At 69.0% G+C, this 26,700-nt stretch carries 24 protein-coding genes; 8 read left to right on the top strand and 16 right to left on the bottom strand.

Going from position 1 to position 26,700, the window contains the following annotated elements; translation table 11 throughout:
* Window positions 1-117: 117 nt before the first annotated feature.
* Window positions 118-1,485, top strand: coding sequence for an aspartate aminotransferase family protein (locus FHW12_RS10580; protein WP_182531369.1), 1,368 nt, complete (start codon window positions 118-120; stop codon window positions 1,483-1,485).
* 176 nt (window positions 1,486-1,661) lie between these two features.
* Entirely contained in the window at window positions 1,662-2,696 is a 1,035-nt protein-coding gene (locus FHW12_RS10575; protein ID WP_259392999.1) for a TraB/GumN family protein, read from the top strand.
* A gap of 63 nt (window positions 2,697-2,759) precedes the next feature.
* On the opposite strand, the gene FHW12_RS10570 is transcribed toward FHW12_RS10575, so the two are convergent.
* From FHW12_RS10570 to FHW12_RS10515, 12 genes are all read right to left on the bottom strand, one after another.
* Entirely contained in the window at window positions 2,760-3,080 is a 321-nt protein-coding gene (locus tag FHW12_RS10570) for a YXWGXW repeat-containing protein (protein ID WP_182531002.1), read from the bottom strand.
* 91 nt (window positions 3,081-3,171) lie between these two features.
* Window positions 3,172-4,464, bottom strand: coding sequence for a kynureninase (kynU, locus tag FHW12_RS10565; protein ID WP_182531001.1), 1,293 nt, complete (start codon window positions 4,462-4,464; stop codon window positions 3,172-3,174).
* A gap of 2 nt (window positions 4,465-4,466) precedes the next feature.
* Window positions 4,467-4,988: a hypothetical protein gene (locus tag FHW12_RS10560; RefSeq protein WP_182531000.1), complete on the bottom strand. Its 522-nt coding sequence runs from the start codon at window positions 4,986-4,988 to the stop codon at window positions 4,467-4,469.
* A gap of 3 nt (window positions 4,989-4,991) precedes the next feature.
* Complete coding sequence (locus tag FHW12_RS10555; RefSeq protein WP_182530999.1) at window positions 4,992-6,011, bottom strand: amidohydrolase family protein; 1,020 nt, start codon at window positions 6,009-6,011, stop codon at window positions 4,992-4,994.
* Between the two features lie 125 nt (window positions 6,012-6,136).
* Complete coding sequence (locus FHW12_RS10550; RefSeq protein ID WP_182530998.1) at window positions 6,137-10,087, bottom strand: proprotein convertase P-domain-containing protein; 3,951 nt, start codon at window positions 10,085-10,087, stop codon at window positions 6,137-6,139.
* A gap of 209 nt (window positions 10,088-10,296) precedes the next feature.
* Window positions 10,297-12,387, bottom strand: a complete 2,091-nt coding sequence (locus tag FHW12_RS10545; RefSeq protein WP_182530997.1) for an FUSC family protein — start codon at window positions 12,385-12,387, stop codon at window positions 10,297-10,299.
* Between the two features lie 76 nt (window positions 12,388-12,463).
* Window positions 12,464-12,991 (bottom strand): 3-hydroxyanthranilate 3,4-dioxygenase, encoded by a 528-nt coding sequence (locus FHW12_RS10540; protein WP_182530996.1) that lies wholly within the window; start codon window positions 12,989-12,991, stop codon window positions 12,464-12,466.
* 148 nt (window positions 12,992-13,139) lie between these two features.
* Window positions 13,140-13,577, bottom strand: coding sequence for a RidA family protein (locus FHW12_RS10535; RefSeq protein WP_182530995.1), 438 nt, complete (start codon window positions 13,575-13,577; stop codon window positions 13,140-13,142).
* A 4-nt stretch (window positions 13,578-13,581) separates the two neighbouring features.
* Window positions 13,582-15,021 (bottom strand): hypothetical protein, encoded by a 1,440-nt coding sequence (locus FHW12_RS10530; protein WP_182530994.1) that lies wholly within the window; start codon window positions 15,019-15,021, stop codon window positions 13,582-13,584.
* A 64-nt stretch (window positions 15,022-15,085) separates the two neighbouring features.
* Window positions 15,086-15,739, bottom strand: a complete 654-nt coding sequence (can, locus tag FHW12_RS10525; protein WP_182530993.1) for a carbonate dehydratase — start codon at window positions 15,737-15,739, stop codon at window positions 15,086-15,088.
* A 2-nt stretch (window positions 15,740-15,741) separates the two neighbouring features.
* Entirely contained in the window at window positions 15,742-17,190 is a 1,449-nt protein-coding gene (locus FHW12_RS10520; protein ID WP_182530992.1) for an aldehyde dehydrogenase, read from the bottom strand.
* Window positions 17,191-17,267: 77 nt separating this feature from the next.
* Window positions 17,268-18,014 carry a sulfurtransferase gene (locus FHW12_RS10515; protein ID WP_182530991.1) on the bottom strand — a complete coding sequence of 249 codons (747 nt, stop codon included), beginning with the start codon at window positions 18,012-18,014 and terminating at the stop codon, window positions 17,268-17,270.
* Window positions 18,015-18,228: 214 nt separating this feature from the next.
* On the opposite strand from FHW12_RS10515, the gene FHW12_RS10510 reads away from it, so the two are divergent.
* Window positions 18,229-20,751, top strand: coding sequence for a TonB-dependent receptor plug domain-containing protein (locus tag FHW12_RS10510; protein ID WP_220484417.1), 2,523 nt, complete (start codon window positions 18,229-18,231; stop codon window positions 20,749-20,751).
* A gap of 60 nt (window positions 20,752-20,811) precedes the next feature.
* Here the strand turns inward: FHW12_RS10510 and FHW12_RS10505 are convergent, their stop codons facing one another.
* The 4 genes from FHW12_RS10505 to asnS all read right to left on the bottom strand — a co-directional run bounded on the left by FHW12_RS10505 (window position 20,812) and on the right by asnS (window position 23,902).
* Window positions 20,812-21,600 (bottom strand): SDR family oxidoreductase, encoded by a 789-nt coding sequence (locus FHW12_RS10505; protein WP_182530990.1) that lies wholly within the window; start codon window positions 21,598-21,600, stop codon window positions 20,812-20,814.
* Window positions 21,601-21,814: 214 nt separating this feature from the next.
* Complete coding sequence (locus FHW12_RS10500; protein ID WP_182530989.1) at window positions 21,815-22,120, bottom strand: hypothetical protein; 306 nt, start codon at window positions 22,118-22,120, stop codon at window positions 21,815-21,817.
* The gene (locus tag FHW12_RS10495; RefSeq protein ID WP_182530988.1) at window positions 22,117-22,365 is read right to left on the bottom strand and encodes a hypothetical protein; all 249 of its coding nucleotides are present in this window, start codon (window positions 22,363-22,365) and stop codon (window positions 22,117-22,119) included. The genes FHW12_RS10500 and FHW12_RS10495 overlap by 4 nt, the downstream gene beginning before the upstream one ends.
* 136 nt (window positions 22,366-22,501) lie before the next feature.
* Window positions 22,502-23,902: an asparagine--tRNA ligase gene (gene asnS, locus FHW12_RS10490; protein ID WP_182531366.1), complete on the bottom strand. Its 1,401-nt coding sequence runs from the start codon at window positions 23,900-23,902 to the stop codon at window positions 22,502-22,504.
* 195 nt (window positions 23,903-24,097) lie between these two features.
* On the opposite strand from asnS, the gene FHW12_RS10485 reads away from it, so the two are divergent.
* The 5 genes from FHW12_RS10485 (at window position 24,098) to rplI (ending at window position 26,626) form a co-directional block, all read left to right on the top strand.
* Complete coding sequence (locus FHW12_RS10485) at window positions 24,098-24,433, top strand: HesB/IscA family protein (protein WP_182530987.1); 336 nt, start codon at window positions 24,098-24,100, stop codon at window positions 24,431-24,433.
* Window positions 24,434-24,501: 68 nt separating this feature from the next.
* Complete coding sequence (locus tag FHW12_RS10480; protein ID WP_182530986.1) at window positions 24,502-25,206, top strand: hypothetical protein; 705 nt, start codon at window positions 24,502-24,504, stop codon at window positions 25,204-25,206.
* Between the two features lie 110 nt (window positions 25,207-25,316).
* The gene (gene rpsF / locus FHW12_RS10475) at window positions 25,317-25,763 is read left to right on the top strand and encodes a 30S ribosomal protein S6 (RefSeq protein ID WP_182530985.1); all 447 of its coding nucleotides are present in this window, start codon (window positions 25,317-25,319) and stop codon (window positions 25,761-25,763) included.
* Between the two features lie 30 nt (window positions 25,764-25,793).
* Window positions 25,794-26,018 (top strand): 30S ribosomal protein S18, encoded by a 225-nt coding sequence (rpsR, locus tag FHW12_RS10470; protein ID WP_131994381.1) that lies wholly within the window; start codon window positions 25,794-25,796, stop codon window positions 26,016-26,018.
* A gap of 158 nt (window positions 26,019-26,176) precedes the next feature.
* Window positions 26,177-26,626 carry a 50S ribosomal protein L9 gene (gene rplI, locus FHW12_RS10465; RefSeq protein ID WP_182530984.1) on the top strand — a complete coding sequence of 150 codons (450 nt, stop codon included), beginning with the start codon at window positions 26,177-26,179 and terminating at the stop codon, window positions 26,624-26,626.
* Window positions 26,627-26,700: the final 74 nt, after the last annotated feature.

The raw sequence follows: 26,700 nt of genomic DNA, 5'->3' as shown, positions 1-26,700 counted from the left end.
CCGTTCCTGCGGGATCCGCATGTCGCAGGAGCGGCTTCAGCCGCGATGTTGTCCAGACATCCCGACCAACGCCGCCGCGCACGCGCGGCCGAATCGCCCGGAGCCATCTCCTTGAACATGGATACCTCGAACCATCCTTCCGTCGCGCGCCTCGTCGGCGGTCTCGACACCGCGCGCAGCGCCGAGCTGTTCGATGCCGCCTGCCGGCTCATCCCGGGCGGCGTCAACAGCACCGCGCGCGCGACCTGGTCGGGCTGGAACCCGTATCCGCTGTTCGTCGAAGGCGGGCAGGGTTCGCGCCTGCGCGACGTCGACGGCAACGAGTACATCGACTACCTGCTCGGCCTCGGGCCGATGATCTTCGGCCATCGCCCGCCGCGCGTGACGCAGGCGGTGGTCGATTTCATCCAGCAGCGCGGCACCGTGTTCGCGCTGCCGACCGCCGACGAGGCGCGCCTCGCGCAGAAGATCGTCGATGCGGTGCCGAGCGTCGAGCGCGTGCGCCTGTGCAACACCGGCACCGAAGCGGTGCTGTACGCGACGCGCCTCGCGCGCGCGTTCACCCGGCGCAACAAGATCATCCGCTTCGAGGGCATGTACCACGGCTTCTCCGACGGCGTGTACTGGAGCAAGCACCCGTCGATCGAGAAGGCGGGTCCGGACGCGCGCCCGATCCCGGTGCCGCAAGGCCCCGGCATGCCCAAGGGCGTGGAAGAGAACCTCATCATCCTGCCGTGGAACGATCCGCAGGCACTCGCCGACGCGATCGCGCGCGAGGGCGACAGCATCGCTGCCGTGCTGACCGAGCCGGTGATGTGCAACACCGGCTGCATCCTGCCCAAGCCCGGTTACCTCGAGGCGATGCGCGAGCTCACGCTCGAGCGCGGCATCGTGCTGATCTTCGACGAGGTCATCACCGGCTTCCGCCTCGGCCTCGCCGGTGCGCAGGGGCGCCTCGGCATCCGTCCCGACCTGTCGGTGTTCGCGAAAGGCATCGGCGGCGGCTTCCCGGTCGCGGCAATGGGCGGCCGCGCCGACATCATGGCGCTGGTCGCCGACGGCACGGTGTCGATGGCCGGCACCTACAGCGCCAACGGCATCGCGATCGCGGCGGCGAATGCGGCGCTCGACGAACTGAACACGCCGGGCCTGTATGCGCAGCTCGACGCCGTCTCCGACGAACTGCGCGCGGGGCTCGGCAAGGTATTGGGCGACGCCGGCCTGCCGGCTTACGTGGTCGGCCTCGGCCCGCTCATGCAGGTGTGGTTCGCGAAGGAAGACATCCACAACTACCGCGATGCCGAACGCCACGCCGACCAGGAGATCTTCCGTCGCTGGTGGCAGGGGATGCTCGGCAGGGGCGTGCTGTTCCACCCGGGTGCGTACGAGAACCTGTTCGTCTCGACCGCGCACACGCGCGCGGACGTGGCCGCGACGCTCGACGCGGCGAAGCAGGTCGCGGCGGAACTCGCGCGCACGCTGTGACGCGCAGGCCGGACGCGCGCAGCGCGGCCGGTGGATGCGTCACGATTGGGTAACGGGGCCGGCCGACCTGCAGTCGTCCGGCCCAGCCGACGGCTGCGGCGCGTCCTAACCGAAACTTGACGCGTCGCGCCGCCGTTTCGGGAACACTCCGCGTCCCCTCGGATGGATTCGACTCGATGCGTCGTCTTGCGCTCCGCGTCTTCGCCGGCATGCTGCTCGCGGGAATGGCCCATGCAGCCGCCGTGGAACCGTCGTCGACGAACGGTTCGTCGCTCGAAACGATCGTCGTCACCGGCGAGCAGCCCGGCCCCGGCCTGTGGAGGGTGTCGAAGGACGAGCACGTGATGTGGGTGCTCGGCACGCTGTCGCCGTTGCCCCGGCGCCTCGAATGGCGCACCGCAGAGGTCGAGCGTCGCATCGGCGAATCGCAGCAGGTGCTGCTCGCGCCGCAGGTGAAGATGGAAGCGAACGTCGGCTTCTTCGGGCAGCTCGTGCTACTGCCGTCGTTGATCGGCATCCGCGACAACCCGGGCGGCGCGAAACTCGCGGACGTGCTGCCCGCGGAACTCTACGAGCGCTGGCGCGTGCTCAAGCAGCGCTACATCGGTCGCAGCGGCAAGGTCGAGCAATGGCGACCGATCTTCGCCGCGCGCGAACTGTACGAGTCGGCGATCGGCGGCGCGGGCCTCGCCGAGAAGCCGATCGTCACCGATGCCGTGCGCAAGGCGGCGAAGAAGGCCGGCGTGCCGCTCACGCCGGTGCTGCTCGAGATCGGCATCGATTCGCCGAAGGCCGCGCTCAAGGATTTCAAGAAGGCCGAACTCGACGACCAGGAATGTTTCCGCCGTACGCTCGAGCGCGTCGACACCGACCTCGCGCACATGGCCGAGCGCGCGAACGCATGGTCGACCGGCGACCTCGCCGCGTTGCGCGCGCTGCCGCACGTCGACGAGATGGGGCCTTGCCGCGCCGCGATCACGAAGCTCTCGATCATGCGCGAACGCGGCCTCGACGACATCGAGGCGAGATTGCGCGATGCGTGGCTCGAGGCGGCGACGAGCGCTCTCGCGCATGACGCGACCAGCTTCGCGGTGTTGCCGATGCATCTCGTCGTCGACGCCGACGGCTACCTCGCCGAGCTGCGCCGCCGCGGCTACGCGATCGAGGCACCCGACGACGGTGACGCGCCGCTCGCGTCGTCATCGCCGTGAAGCGAAACGGGCGGCCCGCTCGCGCGAACCGCCCGTCCGACGTTCAGTCACGCGGAAGGTGGCTCAACGTTCCCAGCGGCCGCCGTAGTAGCGCCAGCGATCACCGTCGCGATCCCAGCGCGACGGCACGTAGTGGTAGCCGCGGCGTTCGCGCGCCCAGTGACCGCGATTCCAGTGATGGCGATGGTGGCTCCAGCCCCAATAACCCGGCACCCAGACGTAGCCGTGGCGGGGCGCCGGCACGACCTCGTCACGCAGCGGCGGCGGGGCCACGTTCGCATAGATGTCGACGTGGACGCGCGCCTGCGCCGGCGTCGCGACCATCGCGCAGGTGCCGCCGAGGGCGAGCGCGGCGGCCAGCAGCAGTTGCTTGTGGACGTGCATGGTTTGACCTCCAGGTTGCGCCCGGCGGGCGCATCGAACCGGCCTCCACGCTAGCGATCGCGAGCTGAATGTGCGCCGAGTCCGTCGCGCGTCAACCGTGTCGTGTTGCCGCCCATTCACGTACCGCGAGCACGAAGCGCAAGCAGTCGATACGACGGTTGTACAGCGGCGTCGGTGCGGCGCGGATCACGTCCGGCTCGCGCCAGTCGACGACGATGCCGAGCCCGTGCAGGTGGTCGAACAACGAGCGTCCCGCCTCGCGCGGGCCCTTCACGCGCAACGACAGCTGGCAGCCGCGCCGCGCCGTCTCGCGCGGCGTGGTGATCGCGAGCACGTCGCCGACCTGCTCGCGCACGAGCGTGTCGAAGTACGCGGTGAGCGCTTCCGACTTCGCACGCAGCGCCGCCATGCCCGCACGGCGGAAGATCGACAGCGACACGCGCAGCGGCGCGAGCGCGAGGATCGGTGGATTGGACAACTGCCAGCCGTCGGCGCCCGGCGTGGCGTCGAACTCGGGTGCCATGCGGAAGCGCGTCGCCTGGTCGTGGCCCCACCAGCCGGCGAAGCGCGGCAGCGAAGCGCGCGCATGGCGCTCGTGCACGAAGCAGCCGGCGACCGCGCCCGGGCCCGAGTTGAGGTACTTGTAGCTGCACCAGACCGCGAAGTCGCAGCCCGCGTCGTGCAAGCGCAGCTCGAGGTTGCCCGCCGCGTGGGCGAGGTCGAAGCCGACCATGCAACCCTTCGCGTGCGCCGCGCGCACGATCGCGGCGAGGTCGAACGCCTGCCCGGTGAGGTACTGCACGCCCGACAGCATGACCAGTGCGATGCGTGAACCGTGCTGCTCGATCGCCTGCAGGATCGCCGCATCGGACAGCGTGCCGGCGGGTTCGTCGGCGTCGAGTTCGATCAGCGCGCTGGCGGGGTCGTGGCCGTGGAAGCGGATCTGCGACTCGACCGCATGGTGGTCGGACGGGAACGCGTTGCGCTCGATGAGGATCGCGTTGCGCGTCGCGTCCGGCCGGTAGAAGCTGACCATCATCAGGTGCAGGTTGACGGTCAGCGAATTCATCGCGACGACTTCGTGCGGCTGCGCGCCGACCAACGCGGCGAGATCGTCGCGCACGAAGCCGTGGTACGGCATCCATGGATGGCGGCCGCGGAAATGCGCCTCGACCGCGAGGCGGTGCCAGTCGTCGAGCTCATCGAGCAGCGCCGCGCGCGTCGCGCGCGGCTGCAGGCCGAGCGAATTGCCGCACAGGTAGGTCTGCTCCGAACCGTCGTCGTTGCGCGGGACGAGGAACTCGTCGCGGAACGCCGCGAGCGGATCGCGCGCGTCGAGCTCCAGCGCCTGCGCCTCGAGCAGGCTCGTCGCGTGGTCCGCCATCGTCAGTGCTTCAGCGAAGCGACGACCGCAGCGCACGCGGCGTCGAACTCGCCATTCCACGCAGCCGGCGTCGCCGCGAGCAGCGGCCGCTGGCAACGCACTTCGACCGCGATCGTGCCGCTGAGCTGGAAGCTGTCGCGCACGAGGTATTTGGTCTTGCCGCGCACGACGAAGTACTGGTGCACGGAACTGTCCTTGTTCGCGGGATCGGTTTCGTAGCCGCCCTGCGCCTTGGAGCGCTCGAATTCGTCCTGCACGGTCGCGGCGAACTCGCCGGCGTCCTTGAGCTGGCGCGTCTTCACGGTCACGTTGGCCGAATCCTCGCTGCCTTGCGCGGTCGCGTCGGGTACCTGGAACGCGACCGCCTGCGGATTGCCGTCGGCCTTCTCCATGATCGCGGTCCAGCTCGCCGGAACGTGGAAGCGGATCTGGTCGCCGTTGAGCGAGTAGTCGGTCTTCGCCTGCGCGTGCGCGGTGGAGGTGGCCAGCGAGGCAAGCAGGATGAGCAGGGTGGTCGGCTTCACGGGTCACTCCGTATCGTCGGCAAAACGCGAAAGGGGAAGGCCGAGCCATTCCAGGGCGGTGCCGTGGAACAGCCGGGCCTGTTCGGCGGGGGGCAGGCCGAGCGCGGCGATGCCGCTGCCCGGTTCCTGCTCGCCGAGCGGGAAAGGATAGTCGGTGCCGAGCATGACGTTGTCGACGCCGGCGACGTCGAGCAGGTAGCGCAGCGCGGCGCGATCGTGCACGCACGAATCGAAGTAGATGCGGCCGAGGTATTCGCGCGGGCCGCGCGCGTTGTCGGTCGCGACGAGGTCGGGCCGCATGCGGAAGCCGTGCTCGATGCGGCCGATCGTGTAAGGGAACGAGCCGCCGCCGTGCGCGAAGCAGACCTTCAGCCGCGGCAGGCGTTCGAGCACGCCGCCGAAGATGAGGCAGCACACCGCGCGCGACTGTTCCGCGGGCATGCCGACCAGCCACGGCAGCCAGTACTTCGGCATCGACGCCGCACCCATCATGTCCCACGGGTGCACGAGGATCGCCGCGCCGATCTCGGCGGCAGCCTCGAAGAACGGGAACAGCTCCGGCGCATCGAGATTCCAGTTCTCGCAGTGCGAGCCGATCTGCACGCCGGAGAGGCCCAGCTGCTCGATGCAGCGCTCCATCTCCTGGATCGCGAGTGTCGGCGATTGCAGCGGGACCGTGCCGATGCCCGCGTAGTGGCGCGGATAGCGGCGGCACAGCTCGGCCGTGTGGTCGTTGAGATGGCGGTGCAGTTCGAGCGCCTGGTTCGGCTTGGCCCAGTAGGAGAACAGCACCGGCACGGTCGACACGACCTGCACGTCGACGCCGAACTTGGCGTAGTCGGCGATGCGCACTTCGGGGTCGAATGCGTTCGCCCAGACTTCGCGGAAGAACTTGCCGTCCTTGTAGATGCGGTGGCGGCCTTCGGTGCGGACCATGACCGGGAAGCGGTCGTCGCCGTACTTCTCGGCGAGGTTCGGCCAGTCGGGCGGCAGGATGTGCGCGTGGGTATCGATCTTGAGCATGCGGGCGGGAGTTTAACCGCATGCGCGTCCGTGAACCGGATCGGAGCGACAAAAAAAGCCGCGGCCGTGACCGGCCGCGGCTTCGAGGCGTCACCGCTTCCGCGCGGGGCGGAAGCGGTGGGCGTTCACGGCGCGTCGAACCCGTTCGCGAAGATCGCGTCGGAGCAGGTCACGGCGACGTTGCCGACGTTGGCTGCGGCGATCGTGCCGGAGCCGTTCGCGACCGAACACACCAGGGACGGCGCGCTCGGCTGCGTCTGCACGGTGACCGCGTAGGCGGCTCCGCCGGCGAGCATCGTCGAGAAGGTGAACGAACCGTTGCTCGCGACCGGCAGGCTCTCGGTGCCGTTCAACGACAGCGTGACGCTGTTGCCGACCAGGCCGCTCACCGTGCCGCCGACCGAGTACGTGTTGTTCGCGCACGTCACCGCCACGTTCGTCACGTTCGCACCCGCGACCGTGCCGCTGCCGTTGGCGACCGTGCAGGTCTGGCCGGCCGGCTGCGTGCCGACGGTGACCGTGTAGGCCGTGCCGTCGGCGACCGCGGTCGGGAACGTGAACGCACCGTTGGTGGACACCGGCAGGGTCTGCGAACCTGCATTGAGCGAGAGCACGAGGCCCGCGCCGGACAGGCCGCTGACGGTGCCGCCGATCGTGTAGGTCGGCGTCGCCGCGCAGGTGACCGCGACGTTGGTGACGTTCGCGCCGCTGATCGTGCCGCTGCCGTTGGCGACCGAGCAGGTCTGGCCGCTCGGCTGCGTGCCGATCGTGACCGCGTACGCCGCGCCGTTGGCGAGGCCGGTCGGGAACGTGAACGCGCCGTTCGCCGCGACGGGCAGGGTCTGCGCGCCCGCGTTGAGCGAGAGCACGAGGCCGCTGCCGGTCAGGCCGCCGACGGTGCCGCCGACGGTGTACGTCGTCGGGCCGCCGCTGGTGGTCGGAATCAGGCACCACTCGGTCAACGTGCCGGTATCCTGGCCCGCGTTGTCGACGACCTTGAGGCTCCAGGTGCCGGCGAGCGACTGGCCGTTGAACGCGGTGCCGAGCGGTGCGTTCGGCTTGACGTTGCCCGACAGCGCCGGCGGCGTCGCGTTGCACTGGCCCTGCACGAGCGTCGAGGACGCGTCGTCGAGCGTGACGTCGATGTTGTCGCCGCTGCAACCGCCGCTGCCGTTGGTCGGATGGTTGATGACGATCACGCTGCTGCCCTTGGTGAGCGTGAAGGCGAGATCACCGACGTAGGTGTGGGTGGCCTTGATCGACAGCTTGAGGTTGGTGAGAGTCGAGCTGTCGCTGACGACGAGGTTGTCGGTCACGCCGGTCGTGTTGTTGTCGGGGATCGCCACATTCGGCGCGCGACAGATCATGTTCGCGGTGGTGAAGCTGAACACCGTCGAGGTCGTCGAGCCGCACGCGTTGAGCGCCTTCACGCGCCAGTAGTACGTCGTCGTCGGCAGCAGGCCGCTGACGGCGTAGCTCGTCGCCGTGATGCCCGGCGTCGTCTGCACGATGTTCGTGAAGCCGGCGTCGGTGGCGATCTCGAGCGTGTACGAGGTGGCGTTCGCGCTCGCGGCCCAGCTCAGCGTCGGTGCGGTGCTGACGCCGGTCGCGCCATTGGCGGGACCGCTCAGGACCGGCGCCGCGGGTGCGCCCGTGGTGAGCACGAGCTGGCTCGTCGCCGAGTGGCCGGCGCTGGATGCAGCGGTGCCGTTGACCGTGATCGTCGACGTGCCGGCGACGGCCGAGCCGTTCGCGGTGATCGTCATCACCGAGCTGCCACCCGGCACGACCGGATTGACCGAGAACGCCGCGCTGACACCGGCCGGAAGGCCGGTCGCGCTCAGCGTGACCGCGTTGGTGAAGCCGAGCTGGCTGCCGACGTTGATCGTGTAGGTCGTGTTGCCGGGCGCGCAGATGCTCTGGCTCGCCTCGGCGATCGCGAGCGTGAAGTCGGGCGCATCGGCGCTGCACACCGGGCGCGTGCCGCAGGCGATGCCGTGGGCGTTGAACGCGTCCCAGATGCGGCAGCCGTTCGGCGTGCCGTTGGCGAGGTTGCCGTCGTCGTCGTCGGAGGCGAGGAACACCGTGTACCAGTTGTTCGCGCCGCAGCCGTCGACGGTCGCCGCGGGATTGCAGGTGCCGCCGCTGACGACGCGATAGGCGCTCTTGCTCGGCGTGAGGCTGCCGTACCAGATGCGGTCCATTTCGCTCCAGCCCTGGTTCGTGCCGAAGTGCGTGAGCAGCGACTGCGCGAGATCCCAGTTGGCCGAGCTGGCGATGTAGCTCTCGCAGTGGCCCTCGTAGCCCATCGGGCCCTGGTACGGGAAGACGCCCTGCGACAGGTACGGGCAGGTGTAGCGGTCGCAGTTGATGCCGGCGTTGTCGGCGACGAGGTTCGGTCGCGCGACCGTGGCCGCGCCGTGCGTGCTGAACGCATTGACGTCGCGCACGCCGGTGCAGCTCGCCGCGCAGTTCGCGCACGCCTGGCCCGGGGTGAAGTTCTTGCCGATGCAGGCGTCCTTCGTCTCGAGGAACGCGAACGTGTCGCCGACCGCTTCGCCGCTGCCGTTCTCGCTGGCCGCGCCGCCGCTGTTGGTGTCCATGCCGTGGCCCCATTCGTGCAGGAACACCGCGGCGATCTCGCCCGTGTTGGAGCAGCCGCCGCCGGACTTGAAGAAGTTCAGCGTGCTGCCGTTCCAGCCGGCGTTGCACAGGTCGTTGATGTTCATGTTCGCCGTCACCGTGCCCTGCAGCCACGAGTTGGACGGGAAGAACGTGATCGCCTTCCGGTTGATGTTGGTCAGGTGGTAGAAGCCCGTGCGCGACGCGTGCGTGTTGCCCGCGCCGCCGACGCCCGGCGTGACGCAGTCGGTGCCGGCGCTGGTGCCGAAATTCAGGTTGCCGTCGGTCGAGTTGGACAGCGAGATCGCGCCGCAGTTGTCCGACATGTTGAAGAACTTGCCGTTCAGCGTGATCGTCGCCGTGCCGCCGCTGTAGTCGTAGATGCCGAGCACGTCGGTCACCTTGACGCCGCCGTTGCTGACGTTCGCGAACGGCATCGGGCGCACGACTTCGGTGTCGGAGTTCGTGGTCGGGTAGATGCCGCCGGTGACGGTCGCGTTGACCCAGTCGTTGAGGTCGCGCACTTCGATGACGCGGTTGGTGTGCGCGTCGAACAGCACCTGGTAGGTCGTCACGTCGCCATCGAGGCGGAACACGAAGCGCCATGCGAGCCGGTGGCGGTAACCCTGGCCGGTCTCGCCGGCATAGTTCGCCTTGGCCGCTTCACCCGCCGGCGCGACCGGCACGACGAGCAGTTCGCCCGCTTCGACGATCTCGGCGACGCGCGTGCCCGCCGGGAAATCGAGTTCGCGCAGGGCGAGGTCGAACGCGTTCTCGCGCGTCGACACCGGCTGCACGTCGATCGCGACCGGCGCGACCGCATTGGCGCCGAACTGCACGATGTTGCCTGCCGCGACACGGAAGAACAGGCCGGCGCCTTCGACGCGCACGCCGTCCTTGAGCTGCACGAATTCGACGAACCAGTGCGAATCATTCTTGCCGTAGGCGATGCTGCTGTTCGGGTCGAGCGCGAAGTCGAGGCCCTTGGTCCCGAGCAGGTCGGCGTTCGCGGCGATGAAGTCCTGCAGTCGCGTCTCGACCACGGCAAGATCGACGTGGTCGTTGGCGGCGAGGCCGAGCTGCGCCAGCGTGAGCGAGTTGCCGCGACCCGGCACGAGCGGAACGCCGCTGCCCTGGATCAGGTTCGGGCGATCGTTGCGACGGTCCCAGCGTGCTTCCCACGTGCCGCCGTAGCGCTGCGCGAAGGACGCGGCCGCGGCGCGCGTGCCGGCGCCGGCGACGAGCGATTCGGCGGCCTCGAGCTCGGGCTGCACGTCCAGTTCAGGTGCGATGAACGCACGCTGCAGCTTCGGGTGCCCGGCGCGCTGTTCCGGCGTCACCGGCTGGATCGCGAAGGCGAAGGTGGCGAGCGTCGTCAGGCACAGCGCCAGCAACGCGCGCACGAAGCCGGTCGTGCGCGCCTGCGTCGTGCCGCGGCGGTGTATCGGTATCATCGGAATGATCTCCCCAGCTGTGGGATCGGACGTCGATCGACTCGCCGTACAGCGGTCGCGTGCGATCGCTGCGGCGATGAACCGGCGTCCGAGTCGGTCTACGAAAGAATGGTTTTTCCCCTGGGCGCGCGAGCGCCGCCGGCAACGGTAGCACGCGAACGAGCGCGCGCAATCGCGTTTTGCGCGCGCCCGCGCGAATCGTTTCGTCGCTATGCCGTGCGGCGCAGGTTTCGATCCGCCTGCAGGATGAGATGCGCGAGCGTATCGATGCTGTCGGTCATGCGATCGAACGCTTCGACGACTTCGGCGGCGACGCCGGCATCGCGTTCGCCCACCGCCGCGTCGAGTCGCGCGGCGAACGCGCGCTCTTCCGTGCGCAGGTCCGCGGGTGCGACGACGGCATCGTCGCGCAGCGCGCCGGCGAGCGCCTGCAGGCTCGCGGCAATGCGGCCCGCGAATGCGGCGAGTGCGTCGCGTTCGGGCAGCTCGCGTGCGTCCTGCAGCACCGCCTCGAACGACATGCACGCGCGCACGAAGCGGTTCGCGTTGGCGAACAGGCCGTCGGCGAACGCGAGCAGGCGGCGGTCGGGCCGCGGTTCGCCGCGCAGGCGCGCGATCGACGCCTCCGCGTTGGTGCGCGCGCTGCGCGCGAGCGTGCGGGTGGCGACGTGCGCGGCGACGTCGTCCTGCAGCAAGGTCGCGAAGTAGCCGCGGTAGGCGTCGAGCATCGTCGCCAGCGCGGGTCGTACGCGGCGCCGCTCCCAGGTCGGCCACGCCGCGTAGGCGAGCAGGGCGACCGCACTGCCGATCGCGGTCGCGATGCCGCGCGCGACCATCGTCTCCCCCGGCGCGATGCCGCCGAACGCGAGCAGGATCACGACGACGCCGGTCAGCATCATCACGCCGAGCCCGTAGTGCACGGTGACGAGCATGCGGAAGCCGACGCAGAGCGCACCGAGCAGGACGAGTTCCTGCCACGGCCCGACGAACGCGTAGTGCACGAGCGCCGTCGTCAGCACGAGGCCGAGCAACGTGCCGGCGACGCGCAGCAGGCCGAACTGGAAGGTGCCGGCGAAGTCCGGCTTGAGCACGATCGCGATCGTCATCGGGATCCAGTAGCCGTGTTCGAGGCCGCCGATGCGTTCGGCCGCGACCGCGAGCGCGAGGCACGTGCCGCAGCGCAGCGCGTGGCGGAACGCGACCGACGACAACGCGACGTTCGCGCGCAACGTCGCGAGCCAGCTGCGCGGGCGCAGCGCGCGCGGCAGCTGCGCCTCGGCGATCTGCGCGCGCAGTTCGCCGCGGCTGCCGGCGAAGTTCGCGTTGCGCAGCATCGCGCGCAGCTGGCCGGCGAGGCCTTGCGCGCGCGCGAGCGCGATCACGAGTTCGCGCGGGGGGTGCGCCGCGCGGTCGCGCAACTGCGCGAGTGCGTCGAGCGTCGCCTCGAGGCCTTCCATCGCCGCGGCGCCGGCGAGCGGGCTGGTGCCGCGGTCGAGCGCGGCGGCGAGCGCTTCGAGCGTGCGCGCGGCGTATTCGAGCGTGCGGCCGAGGGTCGCGCTCGCGTCATGGTCGGCGAGGTCGACGCGCAGGTCGACCAGCGCGAGCAGTTCGAGGCGGATGCGTTCGACCAGTTCGGCCAGCACGCGGAACGTCTCCATGATCTGGCCGCGCGCGCGATGCTCGCCGTGCAGCATGTGTTCGACGTCGATCAGCGCCTGCGTGACCGGTGGCGCCTGCGCGCGGTCGGGCAGGCGGCGCGCGCTCGCAGCGAGCTGGCGACAGATCTCGGCAAGCGCGTGGCGTTCCGGCCGGTAGCGCTGCAGCGGCCACGCGGCGATCGCGAACAGCGTCTGCAGCATGCCGCCGGCGACGATCAGCCCGCCTGCGGCGAGCGCACCGGCGAGCGAACGCGGCTGCGCCGCGGTGATGACGAGCAGGATCATGCTCGTGAGTCCCGCGCGAGCGGCATCGGGTCCGAGGGCGACTAGCAGGCCGCCACCGACGCCCCAGACGAGGCTCGCGAGCACGAGCAGGAACGTGTGCGGGCCGATCAGGCTGCCGAGGAACGCCGACAGGCCCGCGGCGAACGCGGTCAGCAGCATGCGCTGCATGCGCAACCGGTACGGCCCGGGCTGGTCGGTGAACATCGTGTTGAGCGCGCCGGCGGCGATGCCGAGGCCGGCCTCGACGTGGCCGCTCGCGATGCCGGCCGCGAGCGGCAGCACGACCGCTGCCGCGTTGCGCAGTGCGACGCGTACCGGCACGTCGCGCGGCTTGATCTCGATCAGGCTGCGTAGCATGCGCGCATGATGCGGCAGGCGCGGCGCGCTGCACAGGGCGTCGGCGTAGCCCGCCGTCGTCGTGCGGGCCGGCGCATCATCCTTCGAACGCGTACTTCTCCGGCGCGGGATTCAGGTGCCCGCAGGCGTCGCAGGTGCGCGCCTCGACCGAACGGTAGAAGTGTTCGAACACGCGCGGGAAGTCGTTCTCGATGTCGAGCAGATGGAAGAACTCCTCGTACAGCTTGTGGTTGCAGCGCTCGCAGAACCACATGAGGCCGTCCTGCTCGTGCGCGAGGCGCTTGCGCTCGATCACGAGGCCGATCGAACCGGGCATGCGCTGCGGCGAATGCGGGACGTGCGGCGGAAGGTGGAACACCTCGCCGGCGCGGATCGGGATGTCGCGCACGCGGCCGTCTTCCTGGATCCTCAGCACCATCTCGCCTTCGAGCTGGTGGAAGAACTCCGGGCCTTCCTCCCAGTGGTAGTCGGTACGCAGGTTCGGCCCGCCGACGATCATCACGATGAAATCGCCGGCAACCATGCACTTGTTGCCGACCGGCGGCTTGAGCAGGTGGCGGTGTTCGTCGATCCAGGCTTGCAGGTTGAACGGAGCGGGCAGCATCGGCGGCGTTCCTAGGCTCAAGCTGCAAGTCTATCGCCGCCGGCGTGCCGGCGCGATGCCGCAATCTCCCCTGTGGGAGCGGCGGAAGCCGCGATGCCTCTTCGTTTCGACCTGCAGCAGCATCGCGGCTTTCGCGGCTCCGGCGCCCTCAGGCGCCGCGCGTGGCTTTCGACTGCGCGATGCACTTGAGCTCGATCGCGATCGGTGTCGGCAGCGCAGTGATGCCGAGTGTCGTGCGGCACGGCGCAGTGGCAGGGTCGGGGAAGTGCTCGGCGTAGACGCGGTTGTACGCGGCGAAGTCGCGCGCCATGTCGGTGAGGAACACGGTCACGTCGACGAGATCCTCCCAGCGCGCGCCACTCGCCTCGAGCACCGCGCGCACGTTCGCGAACACCTGCCGGCACTGCGCCTCGATGTCGTACGCGAGGAGTTTGCCGCCGGCGTCGTGCACGTTGCCGGGGATCGCGTTGCTGCCCGGCGTGCGCGGGCCGACGCCGGAGAGGAACAGCAGGTCGCCGACGCGGCGCGCGTGCGGGTACGCGCCGACCGGAGCGGGCGCGCTGTCGGTGCGGATGGTTCCTTCCATCGCGTCAGGCGCCCTGCTCGCAGGGTGCTGCGGCGTCTTCGCCGTGCGGTTGGGTCATGCCGGTGTAGCAGCTCGGACGCGCTTCGTTGTTGCGCCGGGCGACCTTGCCGTCGGCGCCGATCGTGAGGTCGCTCTTCGAGATCTGCCGATTGCTGTCGTCGCTCGCCGTCACGCGGTAGCGGCCCGGGCGCAGGTAGAGGATCCCGTGCACGACCGCCTGTCCCATCGACAGGCGGTCCTGCAGGCGTTCGGCGCTCTTGACCGGATCGAGCACGAGGCGGTCGGCCGGGATCGCGCCTTCGCCCTCGTCGGCGTAACGCGCTTCGACCAGGCACGGGAACTGGTTCTGGCAGACGCTGCCGTTGACGAAATACGGGAAGCGCAGGCCGTCGAGGTCGGCCCAGGTCGGGCGTTCGTCGCGGATCTCGTCGACCGGGAAGAACACGCTGACGTCGTACGCCTTCGGCTTGAGCGTCCACGGCGTGCCCTTGGCGTCCTCGAACACGATCGGCGTCTTCGGGTGCAGGCTGTCGACGACCGCGTGGTAGTACGGATGGTTCTCGGTGCCGGGCGGATGCTCGATCAGCATCGTCTGCTCGACCGTGAGCGGATCGATGCCGCTGAGCTTGCGGAAGTGCTGCGCCATGCTCTTGCCGCCGAGGTACTTGCCGTTCTCCTGGATGTGCGCGTAACCGGCGTTGACGACGAGGCGCGCGTTCGGGTCCGCCTTGAACACGCGCTCGTACAGGTTCTTCGCCTGGTCGTATTCGCGCACGTCGCCATTGCCTTCCTTCTCGCTTTCGTAGGCGACGATCCTGAAGCCGAGCTTGATCGCGGTGCGCACCATCTCAGCGCAGATCGGTTCCATCGTGTAGAAGCCGCTCTTGTCGGTCGGGTAGCCGCGCTTCTGCAGGTCCGGATCGCTCGCGTAGATCGTCTCCGCGGCGAAGGTGTCGTAGCCGTCCTCGCGCAGCTTCTGCAGCAGCTCCACCGTGAGGGTGCGCGTGAGAGGCACGTTGTGCGCCTCGTTGAAGAACACCGCCTTGCGTCCCTTCGCGAGCGCGGCGATCGCCTCGATCGCGGGTTGCGGCGTGTAGCCGCCCTTGAGCGGCGAGGGCGCGTCGTCGGAGCCGGGCAGCTGGCGGATCGAGTACGAATCGTGCGCGCCGACGTAGTCGCCGACGAAGCTCTGGTACCAGCTGAGGTACTGGCCGAACACGATGCGGAACGCGCGGTTGTTGTCGCTGCGGTAGGCGTCGCGCATCGCGCGGTACTGGGCGAGCAGGCCGGTGCGCTTGAGCGCCTCGGTGTACACCTTCTCGGATTTCTCGAACGCGGCCTTCTGCGCCTGCGCCCACTGGTAGGGCGACAGTGCTTCCTGTTCCGCGCCCTGCGCGAGGCAGGGCAGGAGAGCGGCGAGGGCGAAGATCGTGAGGGTGCGCATCGTCGGGGATCGTCCGTTCGGTTCGTGGAATCGTGATACCACCCGGGTCGCCCTTGCGCCAGCCCTAAACCTGCTCGTTGACGAGGGCGAGGGCCGCCGCGGCGGCGCGGGCGAGATCGTTGTTGCTCGCGACGTGCATCGCGAGGTCGCGTACGCGGCCGTTGCGAAGGCTGTAGATCCAGCCGTGCACGGTGAGGTCCTGGCCGCGGTCCCAGGCGTCGCGCACGACGGTCGTCTGGCACACGTTGATGACCTGTTCGAGCACGTTCAGCTCGCACAGTCTCGCATGGCGCTGCTGCGGGTCGTTCAAGCGCGCCAACGCTTCGGCGTGCTTGTGCTTCACGTCGTCGACGTGTCGCAACCAGTTGTCGACGAGGCCGAGGCGGCGCTCCTCGAGCACCGCGAGCACGCCGCCGCAACCATAGTGGCCGACCACGATGATGTGCTCGACCTTGAGCACGTCGACAGCGAACTGGATCGCGCTGAGGCAGTTGAGGTCGGTGTGTACGACGACGTTGGCGACGTTGCGGTGCACGAACACCTCGCCCGGCGCCATGTCGATGATCTGGTTCGCCGGCACGCGCGAGTCGGAGCAGCCGATCCACAGGTACTTCGGCGCCTGCTGCTCGGACAGGCGGCGGAAGAACTGCGGGTCGTTCGCGACGAGCGAATCGGACCAGGCGCGGTTGCGTTCGAGTAGATCCTTGAGGTCGTGCATGGTCAGCCCAGGCGGATGCAGATGTTCTTAGGTTCGGTGAAGAAGCGCAGCGCGTCGAAGCCGCCTTCGCGGCCGACGCCCGAATTCTTCACGCCGCCGAACGGCGTGCGCAGGTCGCGCAGCAGCCAGCAGTTGATCCAGACGATGCCGAACTCGAGCTTCGCGCCGACGCGGTGCGCGCGGCCGAGGTCGCGCGTCCACAGCGATGCGGCGAGGCCGTAGCCGGTACCGTTGGCGAGCGCGAGCGCTTCATCCTCGTCCCCGAAGGGTAGCAAGGTGACGACCGGGCCGAAGATCTCTTCCTGGTTGGTCGCGGCGTCGTTGCCGAGCCCTTCGATCACGGTCGGCGCGACGAACCAGCCGTCGGCGCAGCGACCGTCGACGTGCAGCGCGTGGCCGCCGAGCAGCACGCGGCCGCCTTCGGCGCGCGCGCGCTCGATGCAGCTGGTCACCTTGGCGAAGTGCGCCTGCGAGACGACCGCACCGAGGTCGCTGGCGTCGTCCTGCGGATCGCCGACGCGCAGCGCGCGCACGCGCTCGAGGTAGCGCGGCACGAACGCGTCCCAGATCGAACGCTGCACGAGCAGGCGCGAGCCGCACAGGCAGATCTCGCCCTGGTTGGCGAAGCCCGAGCGCACGATCGTGTCGAGGTTCGCGTCGGAGAGGTCGGCGTCGGCGAACACGATCGCCGGGTTCTTGCCGCCCATCTCGAGCGACACCTTGCGGAAGCGCGTCGCGGTCGCCGCCGCGATCGCCGCACCGGTGCGCGTGCTGCCGGTGAACGACACCGCCTTGATGCCCGCGTGCTCGACCAGCGGCTGGCCGACGCGCGGGCCGTCGCCGAGCACGATGTTGAGCACGCCGGACGGGAAGCCCGCTTCGATCGCGAGTTCGCCGAGCCGCGCGGCCGTGCACGGCGTCACCTCGGACGGCTTGGCGACGACCGTGTTGCCCGCGGCGAGCGCCGGCGCGATCTTCCAGGTGAACAGGTACAGCGGCAGGTTCCACGGCGAGATGCACGCGACGGCGCCGAGCGGCTGGCGCAGCGTGTAGTTCAGCGCGAGCGTGTCGGTCGCATGGGCTTCGCTCGCCCATTGAGTGATCGCCGCGGCGAAGAAGCGCAGGTTGGCGACCGCGCGCGGGACGTCGAGGCTGCGCGCGAGCTTGACCGGCTTGCCGCTGTCCCGCGATTCGAGCCGCGCCAGCTCATCGAGCTCGCGTTCGACCAGCGCGGCGAGGCGTTCGAGCAGGCGCGCGCGCTGTTCCGCGGGGGTCGCCGCCCAGCCCGGCGCCGCGCGCGTCGCCGCGGCGACCGCGGCGTCGACGTCGCTGGCGTCCGAATCAGGGCAGCGCGCGAACACGGCACCGGTGGCAGGCTCGAACACGTCGAGCCAGCGGCCGCTCGCGGCAGGCTGCAGGCGGCCGTCGATGAGGTTGGCGAGATCGTCCATCGGCGAGAGCTTAGCGGTTCGCGTCGCGAAATGAATCGCCGGTCAGCGCATGCGCACGCGTATGCGGCGTGGTCCCTTCAGTCGCCCGAGCGCGCATCGTCGTGGACGGGGCGCAGCGTGGGATCGAGCGCGACGCGCTCGTCGAACACTAAGCAGGCGCCGTCGTAGCCGTGGCCGCCGACCCGCTCGAAATAGCCGAGGATGCCGCCATCGAGCTGCCAGACGCGTTCGAAGCCGTTCGCCTGCATCCACAGCGCGGCCTTCTCGCAGCGGATGCCGCCGGTGCAGAAGCTCACGACGGTCGCGTCGGCGAGCGACGCACGCTGCGCTTCCATCGCCGCGGGCAGGTCGACGAAGTTGTCGATCGGCAAGGTGAGCGCACCGGCGAACGTGCCGTGCGCGACTTCCTCGCGGTTGCGCGTGTCGAGCAGGACCACGCGCCGGCCGTCGTCGTCGCGGCCGGCCTCGAGCCAGCGCGCGAGGCGTTCCGGTGCGAGCGACGGCGCGCGTCCGCGCGCGGGCCCGGCCTCGCGGCGGAACGCGATGATCTCGTGCTTGCGCTTGACCTTGAGGCGCGCGAACGGCGGTGCCGCGCTGCGACTGCGCTTGACCTCGATCGCGGCGAAGCGTGGGTCGGTGCGCAACGCCTCGACGAACGCGTCGACTGCACCCGGGGTGCCGGCGAGGAACAGGTTGATGCCCTCCGGCGCGACCAGCACGGTGCCGCGCAGGGCGCCGGCTTCGGCGCGTTCGCGCAGCTGCGCCGCGAGTGCGTCGGGGTCGTCGATCGGGGTGAACAGGTAGGCGGCGATATTGAGGATCACGGCGCGGATTCTACCGGGACCGGCGCTGCCGGCCTCGGATGCGGCCGAAGCGTGAGGTCGATCACGGTTTTGGCGGTGCGGGTCCGCGTCGACTTGTAAAGATATGTTAATAATTCCTTAGCAGCCGCCGCCGGGAGAGCGGCAGGCTGCCGCTGTTCCGAGAGCTTCTCGGACCAACGCCGGCCCAGCCGGCTTCGCATGGGGAGAGACTGCCTTGAACTACGCACACCCTGCGCGGCGCGCAGCCGCGCTCACGCGCAATGCACTCGCGATCGCCCTGCTCGTCGCACTGACCGCCCACGCCGACGAAACCACCACCGCCGATGCCGCCGCGCAGGACCCGTCGCAGGACGAGGCACGCAGCGCGCAGCAGCTCGGCACGATCACCGTGACCGGATCGCGCGCGAAAGGGCACACGGTGCAGGACTCGCCGACGCCGATCGATCAGATCGGCCGCGAGGCGCTGCGTTCGAGCGGCTCGCTCGAGGTCGGCAAGCTGCTGCAGACGCTCGAGCCGTCGGTGAACTTCTCGACGACCTTCATCAGCGACGGCACCGACATCATCCGCCCGGTCACGCTGCGCGGGCTCGGGCCGGACCAGGTACTCGTGCTCATCAACGGCAAGCGCCGCCATCAGCAGGCGCTCGTCAACGTGCAGCAGACGGTCGGCCGCGGTTCCGCCGGCACCGACATCAACGCGATCCCCGAGTCGATGATCGACCACATCGAGGTGCTGCGCGACGGTGCCGCCGCGCAGTACGGCTCCGACGCGATCGGCGGCGTGGTCAACATCATCCTCAAGAAGCAGACCGACGAGACGCAGACCTCGTGGCAGTGGGGCCAGACCTACGAGGGCGACGGCGAGACCTACAGCGGCAGCGTCAACACCGGCTTCAAGTTCGGCGACGGCGGCTACAACAACCTGTCGCTCGAATACCGCCACCGCGACGAAACCAATCGCGCCGGCAAGGACGAACTGCGCGTCGATCCGCCGCGCGTGACGCAGCGCATCGGTGACCCGATCGCCAAGGACCTCTACTTCTGGCTCAACGGCGGCCTGCCGCTCGGCCCGGGCGAGCTGTACTGGTTCGGCGGCGCGTCGCGACGCAAGGGTGACTCCTCCGGCTTCTTCCGCACCGCCGGCGACGGCCGCACGGTTCCCGACCTGTACCCGAACGGGTTCCTGCCGAACCTGCTCACCAAGACCACCGACGGCTCGCTCGCCGCCGGCTTCCGCGGCCCGGTCAACGACGCCTGGACCTACGACGTCTCGCTCAACTGGGGACGCAACAAGTTCGACTTCCACGAAGGCAACTCGGTCAACGTGAGCTGGTGGTACGAACCGAACCCGGCCGGCGGCATCTACGCGCAGTCACCGACGACGATGTTCACCGGCGGGCTTGCCTACGACCAGACCACCTTCGACGTCGACTTCAAGGGTTCCGCGGACTGGGGCATCGGCACCGGGCCGGTCTACATCGGCACCGGTTTCGAATATCGCGACGAGAACTACGAGATCACGCCCGGCGAACCCGCGTCGTGGGCCTACGGCCGCACCAACAACCGCGCGATCCAGATCCTCGACCAGACCGGCGGCATCGCCGCGCCGGGCGCTCAGGGCTTCCCCGGCTTCACGCCGGAGACCGCGGTCGACGACGGACGCGACAACGTCGCGCTGTACATCGACGCCGAGAACCAGCTCACCGATCGCTTCCTCGCGAGCGCCGCCGCGCGCTGGGAGCACTACTCCGACTTCGGCAGCACGCTGACCGGCAAGCTCACCGGTCGCTTCGACTTCACGCCGCAGTTCGCCGTGCGCGGCACGATCGCCAACGGCTTCCGCGCACCGGGTGTGCAGCAGGCGCTGTACAGCCAGGTATCGACCAACCTCAACGCCGCGGGCGTGCTCACCGACACGCTGACCGCGCGCCAGGACAGCGCGGTCACGCACGCGTTCGGCATCCAGCCGCTGCGCGAGGAAACGTCGGTCAACGGCAGCCTCGGCATCGTCGCCCAGCCGGCCGACCACACGCGCTTCACCGCCGACGTCTACCGCATCAACATCGACAACCGCATCATCTTCTCGAGCAACATCGCGCCCGAGGATGCGGCGACCTGCAACGCCGACCTGTCGAACTGCCCGATCCGCCGCATCCTCGATCCGCTGCACGTCGGCCAGGTGCTGTTCTTCACCAACGCGATCGACACGCGCACGACCGGCCTCGACCTCGTCGTCGAACACGACATCCCGTTCGACAACGGCGACGAGCTGACCCTGTCGGCCGACGCCAACTTCAGCCACACGAAGGTGACGCGGCGCAAGTCGCAGTCGTCGATCCTGCCACCGAACGTGCTGTTCGACGACACCCAGGTCACGCTCGTCGAGAAAGGCCAGCCGCGCGAGCACTACGTGCTCAGCGCCGACTACAAGCGCGGCGCGTGGGACGTGACCGGCCGCGCGAACTACTTCGGATCGGTGGAAGGGCAGGGTTTCACGCCGGGCATCATCCAGGAGTGGGGCGGCAAGTGGCTGTTCGACCTCAACGTCGCCTACAACTTCAACCAGAACGCGCGTCTGTCGGTCGGTGGCAGCAACATCTTCGACACCTACCCCGACAAGTGGGATCGCACGAACGGCTTTCCGTTCCCGCAACTCGGCTTCACCTACTGCTGGGAGACCTGCCCGTTCGGCATCAACGGCGGTTCGTACTACGTGCGCCTCGACTACGACTTCTGAGCGCGCCTCACGCCTTCCACCCGCGCTTGCCGCGGGTGGAAGGCGTGAAACGAAACACCATCACAGCGACAGCGTGCGGCCGCCGTCGACGGGGACGTTGACGCCGTTGACGTAGGCGGCCGCGGGCGAAGCGAGGAACGCGATCACCGCGGCGATCTCGGCCGGCTTGGCGAAGCGGCCCGCGGGCACGCTCGCGAGCATCGCGTGCTCGATCTCCGCGGCGCTCTTGCCGGTCGCGCGCGTGCGCTCGGCGAGGATCTGTTCGAGGCGCTGAGTCTGCGTGTAGCCGGGCAGCACGTTGTTGACCGTGATGCCGTGCGCACCGAGTTCGCCGGCGAGCGTCTTCGCCCAGCTCGCGGTCGCGCCGCGGATCGTGTTCGACACGCCGAGGTTCCTGATCGGTTCCTTGACCGAGGTCGAGATCACGTTGACGACGCGCCCGTAGGCGGCCGCCTTCATGCCGGGCAGCAGCGCCTGCAGCAGGGTCTGCGCGGCGACGAGGTGCTGGTTGAACGCGGCAAGGTAGTCGTCGATGCCGGCCGCATGCGCGGTGCCGCCCGGCGGCCCGCCGGTGTTGTTGACGAAGACGTGCACCGCGCGCGCGCCGGCCGCGGCTTCGACGTTCGCGCGCAGCGTCGCGTGGTCGCGCATGTCGGCCGCGATCGTCGCGTGCGCCTGCGCCGCGTGCGTCTTCGGCAGCGCGGCGACGGCCGCATCGAGTGATTCCTGCGTGCGCGCGAGCAGGGTCACGTCGGCGCCGAGCAGCGCGAGTTCGATCGCGGCGGCCTTGCCGATGCCCTGCGAGCCGCCGCAGACGAGCGCGTGCTTGCCGGTGAGGTCGAGGTTCATGTCGTCGTGCTCCGGTTTCTACGTGGGGAGCAGAAGCCTGAAACACGAAGGACACGAAGGACACGAAGAAAAATCAGATCAGACCATGGAGCGCCCGAAGGCGTAGCTGCGCGCGAATCCTTGCAGGCCGTTCGTCGATGGCTCTTCTTCGTGTCCTTCGTGTCCTTCGTGTTTCAATCTTCCGCTTTCGTCCTCGGCTTGCCTCGCGAAAGGATCAATGCCGCGGCGGGAGTTTCTGGATCATCCGGGTGAGCAGTTCCTCGTCGCTGTCGCCGCGCGGCGGTTCGATCTCGTCGAGGTCGAAGCCCATCGCCGCGGCATCGTCGGCGTCGATGCCGTCGAACGCGCGGAACTCGGCGTCGAGCAGGGCCATGCGCGCGGCGGTTTCGTCGTCGTAGCGCAGCACGCGCCCGTCGTTGTCGAACACTTCGGCGATGCCCGAGTCGAGCACGTCGAGGCGGGCCCAGATCAGTGTGTCGCCGAGCGCGGCGAGCCACCACTGCGAAGCGTCGGAACTCATGGCGAGGCTCCGGTCAGCGACAGCAGCTTGGCGATGACCGCGGCCGCAGCGCCAAGCACGATCGCCCAGGCGCCGAGGCTGCCCGGTGTGCCGAGCGCATTGAGGCCGTGGTCGCGCAGCGCGCGGTAGCGGCAGGCGAGGTACCAGCCGAACGCGTGCGGCGCGAACAGGAAGCCGCCGAGGCGCGCGTGTTCGGTCGGGTGGCGGTCGCGCAGGTGCACGGCGACGAGCATCCAGGTGATCAAGTAGGTCGTGAGCCCTGCGACGGCGGCGCCGAGGCCCAAGATGAATAAGAACTGATGCCAGGCGGAGGCGGGCACTAGACGGGTCCCCCGGGCTTTCCGCCGCGTGCGTCCGGTTGGGTGAATGCGGTCATCGGCGCTAGAACTCCGCCGAACCCGGCGCGCGCGGGTACGGGATCGCGTCGCGGATGTTGGCGAGGCCGCAGACGTAGACGACGAGCCGTTCGAAGCCGAGGCCGAAGCCCGCGTGCGGCACGGTGCCGTAGCGGCGGAAGTCGCGGTACCACGAATACATCTTCGGATCGAGGCCGAACTGGGCGATGCGCTTGTCGAGGATGTCGAGGCGTTCCTCGCGCTGCGAGCCGCCGATGATCTCGCCGATGCCGGGCGCGAGCAGGTCCATCGCCGCGACGGTGCGGCCGTCGTCGTTGAGGCGCATGTAGAACGCCTTGATCTTCTCCGGGTAGTTCTTCACGACCACCGGCCCGCCGACGTATTCCTCGGTGAGGAAGCGCTCGTGCTCGGTCTGCAGGTCCGCGCCCCATTCGACCGCATAGTCGAACTTGCGGCCGGACTTCTTCAGGATCTCGACCGCGTCGGTGTAGTCGATCTGCGCGAACGGCGCGGCGATGATCGCCTCGAGGCGCGAGATCGCCGTCTTCTCGACGCGCTCGGCGAAGAACGCCATGTCGTCGGGACGTTCGGCGAGCACCATGCGGAAGATGAACTTGAGGAACTCCTCGGCGACGCGCGCGTCCTCGGCGAGGTCGGCGAACGCGATCTCGGGCTCGACCATCCAGAATTCGGCGAGGTGGCGCGTCGTGTGCGAGTTCTCCGCGCGGAACGTCGGGCCGAACGTGTACACCTTGCTCAGCGCGAGGCAGTACGCCTCGACGTTCAGCTGGCCGGACACGGTGAGGAACGCTTCCTTGCCGAAGAAGTCCTTGCGGAAATCGACCGCGCCTTTGTCGGTCTTCGGCAGGTTCATGAGGTCGAGCGTCGAGACGCGGAACATCTCGCCCGCGCCTTCGGTGTCCGAAGTCGTGATGATCGGCGTGTTGACCCAGAAGTAGCCATGCTCGTCGAAATAGCGGTGGATCGCCTGCGCGATCGTGTGGCGCACGCGGCTGACCGCGCCGAACAGGTTCGTGCGCGGACGCAGGTGGGCGACTTCGCGCAGGAATTCCGGCGAATGCGGCTTGGGCTGGATCGGATAGGTTTCCGGGTCGTCGATCCAGCCGAGCACGGCCAGCGAGCTCGCCTGCACTTCGAACGACTGGCCCTTGCCCTGCGAAGCGACGAGCTCGCCCTCGGCGGTGATCGCGCAACCCGCGGTGAGGTGCAGCACCTCGCCTTCGTAGTTGGCGAGCGTGTTCGGCGCGACGACCTGGATCGGATCGAAGCAGGAGCCGTCGCTGAGGCTGACGAACGACAGCCCGGCCTTCGAGTCGCGGCGCGTGCGTACCCAGCCGTTGATGCGCACCTTGGTTCCCGGCGCGATCGCGCCCGACAGCGCATGCTTAACGTCCACCACTCTCACGTCGCCGTCGACGTCGGACATACCTTGAAACTCCCGATCGGAATACCCAGCTCGGCGGGGCCGAGAACGATCGGCGATGATAGCGGAATCGGTCGCAGGGCAGTGCGCCGCGCTATGATCCGCGGTGGATGCGATCCCTGCGGATCGCGACGGACGACGCGGCCGCGCCAGGGCCGCATGTGCGATACGAGACCCATGACGATCCAGCTCACCACCGCCGCGCGCGAACGCATGCAGGACTTCCTCGCGAAGGACCCGCAGGCGTGCGGCGTGCGCTTCGGCATCAAGCGCACCGGCTGCTCCGGCTTCGGCTACACGGTCGACCTCGCCACCGCGGTCGCCGGCGACGACACCGTGTTCGAGCAGGACGGCGTGCGGGTGATCGTCGACCGCAAGGCGTTGCCGTTCGTCGACGGCACCGAGATCGACTTCCAGCGCCAGGGCCTCAACGCGACGTTCGTGTTCCGCAATCCGAACGCGACCGGCGAATGCGGCTGCGGCGAGAGCTTCACGGTCGAGACGCCCGCTTGAGCGGCGCGGCGGAATCGCGGCCGCGCCTTCCGTCCGAGCTGCCGACCGTCGTTTCACCGCTGCGGAACGTGCTGCCGCACGTGTTCGACACGCTGCGGCGCGAGCCGGCCGTCGCGATCACGCTCGCCTACCTGCTCGTCGCGATGGCGGGCATCTTCTACAACTACTGGTTCTACCGTGCGTTCGGCATCCCGGTGCTGACGCTGTCGCAGATCAGCGACTTTCTCGTCGCCGGGCTGCAGCAGCCGATGGCCCTCGTGCTCGTGCTGTCGACGTTCCCGGCGTGCTGGCTCATGGACCTGTTCAACGCGCGCAGCCGGCGCAAGGACATGCGCAACCTCCAATTCCTGCGTTCGGTGGCCAGGCTCAGCGCATGGCAGCGCCTGCGGCTGCGCTTCCTCGAATGGCGCGTCGCCGAGATGTGGTACACCCAGCTCGGCTACCTCATGGTGGTCGTCGTCTACGGCTGGGCCTTCGTCGGCCTCTACGCGGGCTATCGGTCCGACGCGATCCGTCGCGGCGAGGGGCCGCGCGTCGAGGTCTGGATGAACGGCGAGGAGCACCCGCTGGCGGCCGGCGCGGGAGCCAGCTGGACCTACCTTGGCGCGGTCGCGAACTACGTGTTCGTCTACGACCGCAGCGCGCAGCGCGCGATGATCCTGCCGGTCAACGCGATCGCGCGGCTGCAGCCTTGGCCGGCCCCGCGGGACGGCGCCAGGGGCGCCGCGCCCGCGCCCGCGGGCTCCCCCGCGGCGGTTGCGCCAATCCCCTGATTCCATTAGTATCCGCGCCCCTTCGCCTGCATGGCGAAGGCCTTGCCTCACCGCGTTGCGGGAGGCTGCCGCCCGGAAATCCGTCCCGGCGGTACCCACAAGGAGCCACCATGCGTCACTATGAAATCGTGTTCCTGGTCCATCCGGACCAGAGCGAGCAGGTCCCGGCGATGATCGAGCGCTACAAGGCGCTGATCGAGGGCGACACCGGCAAGATCCACCGCCTCGAGGACTGGGGCCGCCGCCAGCTCGCGTATCCGATCCAGCATCTCGCCAAGGCGCACTACGTGCTCATGAACGTCGAGTGCAGCGCCGCCGTGCTGGCCGAGCTGCAGTCGGGCTTCCGCTTCAACGACGCGGTCCTGCGCCACCTCATCGTCACGCGCGAGAACGCGGTGACCGAGATGTCGCCGATCATGAAGAACAAGGACGACAAGGGCGGCCGCCGCCGCGACGACGAAGGCTTCGGCTTCGGCAGCGACGACGACGAGCCGCGTCCGCGCCGCGAGCGCGCGCCGCGCGAGGAAGCCTCGGCTCCCGCCGAAGCCGCCGAATAAGCCACCGCCCAGGTCCGAAGGAATATTCCCATGTCCAAGTTCTTCCGCCGCAAGAAGTTCTGCCGTTTCACCGCCGAGGGCGTGACCGAGATCGACTACAAGGATCTCAACATGCTGCGCCAGTACATCAGCGAGACCGGCAAGATCGTGCCGAGCCGCATCACCGGTACCAAGGCGCGCTACCAGCGCATGCTCGGCACCGCGATCGAGCACGCGCGCTTCCTCGCCCTGCTGCCGTACAGCGACGCGCATTGACGAAAGCCGAGAGGTCGGCCGCTTCGGTTCGCGCGGCGAACGATCTCTCCAAGCCGCGCAGCGGCTCGACGGGCGAGGCGGCGAAGCCGCCGGCCTCGCTCAAATTCGGACAGCGAAAGCTGCGCCGGAATCTCCGACGCTAACGAATAGGTAATCCCATGGAACTCATCCTCCTCCAGAAAGTGAAGAACCTCGGCGCCCTCGGCGACAAGGTCAAGGTCAAGCCGGGCTACGGCCGCAACTACCTCGTCCCGCAGGGCAAGGCGACGGCCGCCACGGCCGAGAACATCGCCGAGTTCGAGAAGCGCCGCGCCGAGTACGAGGCGAAGGCGAACCAGCTGCTGTCCGGCGCCGAAGCGCGCAAGGCGCAGCTCGACGGCGCGTCGGTCACGATCAAGGCGAACGCGAGCCCGGAAGGCAAGCTGTTCGGCTCGGTCGGCCCGCGCGACATCGCCGAGGCGTTCACCGAGGCCGGCATCGCGCTCGACAAGAGCGAAGTCGTGATGGGCGAAGGCCCGCTGCGCCACATCGGCGAATTCGACGTGCACGTGCACCTGCACGCCGACGTCGACACGACGGTCAAGGTCGTGATCACCGGCGAAGACTGATCGGGCTGTTCATCGCTTCGACGAAACGGGCGCCTTCGGGTGCCCGTTTTTTTTTTTGGAGCGAGGAGCGAAGA

Origin of the sequence: Dokdonella fugitiva (assembly GCF_014138265.1) — a bacterium.
GTDB lineage: Bacteria > Pseudomonadota > Gammaproteobacteria > Xanthomonadales > Rhodanobacteraceae > Dokdonella_A > Dokdonella_A fugitiva_A.
This window is presented reverse-complemented; position numbering and strand designations above follow the sequence as displayed.

Coding starts and splice junctions, on each gene's coding strand:
- FHW12_RS10570 (WP_182531002.1), bottom strand. CDS start 3,080: ATGCACGTCCACAAGCAACTGCTGCTGGCCGCCGCGCTCGCCCTCGGC.
- FHW12_RS10580 (WP_182531369.1), top strand. CDS start 118: ATGGATACCTCGAACCATCCTTCCGTCGCGCGCCTCGTCGGCGGTCTC.
- FHW12_RS10550 (WP_182530998.1), bottom strand. CDS start 10,087: ATGATACCGATACACCGCCGCGGCACGACGCAGGCGCGCACGACCGGC.
- rplI (WP_182530984.1), top strand. CDS start 26,177: ATGGAACTCATCCTCCTCCAGAAAGTGAAGAACCTCGGCGCCCTCGGC.
- FHW12_RS10535 (WP_182530995.1), bottom strand. CDS start 13,577: ATGGAAGGAACCATCCGCACCGACAGCGCGCCCGCTCCGGTCGGCGCG.
- kynU (WP_182531001.1), bottom strand. CDS start 4,464: ATGGCGGACCACGCGACGAGCCTGCTCGAGGCGCAGGCGCTGGAGCTC.
- rpsF (WP_182530985.1), top strand. CDS start 25,317: ATGCGTCACTATGAAATCGTGTTCCTGGTCCATCCGGACCAGAGCGAG.
- rpsR (WP_131994381.1), top strand. CDS start 25,794: ATGTCCAAGTTCTTCCGCCGCAAGAAGTTCTGCCGTTTCACCGCCGAG.
- can (WP_182530993.1), bottom strand. CDS start 15,739: ATGCACGACCTCAAGGATCTACTCGAACGCAACCGCGCCTGGTCCGAT.
- FHW12_RS10545 (WP_182530997.1), bottom strand. CDS start 12,387: ATGCTACGCAGCCTGATCGAGATCAAGCCGCGCGACGTGCCGGTACGC.
- FHW12_RS10520 (WP_182530992.1), bottom strand. CDS start 17,190: ATGGACGATCTCGCCAACCTCATCGACGGCCGCCTGCAGCCTGCCGCG.
- FHW12_RS10485 (WP_182530987.1), top strand. CDS start 24,098: ATGACGATCCAGCTCACCACCGCCGCGCGCGAACGCATGCAGGACTTC.
- FHW12_RS10500 (WP_182530989.1), bottom strand. CDS start 22,120: ATGAGTTCCGACGCTTCGCAGTGGTGGCTCGCCGCGCTCGGCGACACA.
- FHW12_RS10575 (WP_259392999.1), top strand. CDS start 1,662: ATGCGTCGTCTTGCGCTCCGCGTCTTCGCCGGCATGCTGCTCGCGGGA.
- FHW12_RS10505 (WP_182530990.1), bottom strand. CDS start 21,600: ATGAACCTCGACCTCACCGGCAAGCACGCGCTCGTCTGCGGCGGCTCG.
- FHW12_RS10540 (WP_182530996.1), bottom strand. CDS start 12,991: ATGCTGCCCGCTCCGTTCAACCTGCAAGCCTGGATCGACGAACACCGC.
- FHW12_RS10530 (WP_182530994.1), bottom strand. CDS start 15,021: ATGCGCACCCTCACGATCTTCGCCCTCGCCGCTCTCCTGCCCTGCCTC.
- FHW12_RS10555 (WP_182530999.1), bottom strand. CDS start 6,011: ATGCTCAAGATCGATACCCACGCGCACATCCTGCCGCCCGACTGGCCG.